Genomic DNA, 358 nt, shown 5'->3' with positions numbered 1-358 from the left:
CGGCGTCGATGCCCTGGAAGCCCGCGATGACGACGACCTTGCCGGCGGCGAGGTCGGCGCGCACGCGCTTGTCATCGATGCTCTCGATGCGGGCCTTGGTGTAGGAGGAGTCGGTGGCGACGGGCACCTGCCAGCCGGTGTAGCTGACCGACGGCACGCCCTCGGCCTGCAGCGCGATGGCCAGCAGGCCCACCGACACCTGCTCGCCGGTGGCGGCGATCATGTCGAGCTCACGCATCATCTCGGGCGTGCTGCTGGCGGGCGACAGCTCCTTGGCCAGGCCGAGCAGGCGGTTGGTTTCACCGCTCATCGCCGAGGGCACGACCACCATCTGGTGGCCGGCGCGCACCCATTTGGC

The 358-nt window shown here is 70.4% G+C and carries 1 pseudogene; it reads right to left on the bottom strand.

Annotated elements, in window-relative coordinates:
• A pseudogene (locus ACLZOT_RS50635) lies at positions 1-358 on the bottom strand (aspartate kinase); the annotation flags it as partial.

Source organism: Streptomyces sp. 4F14, assembly GCF_048159485.1.
Lineage (GTDB): Bacteria > Actinomycetota > Actinomycetes > Streptomycetales > Streptomycetaceae > Streptomyces.
This window is presented reverse-complemented; position numbering and strand designations above follow the sequence as displayed.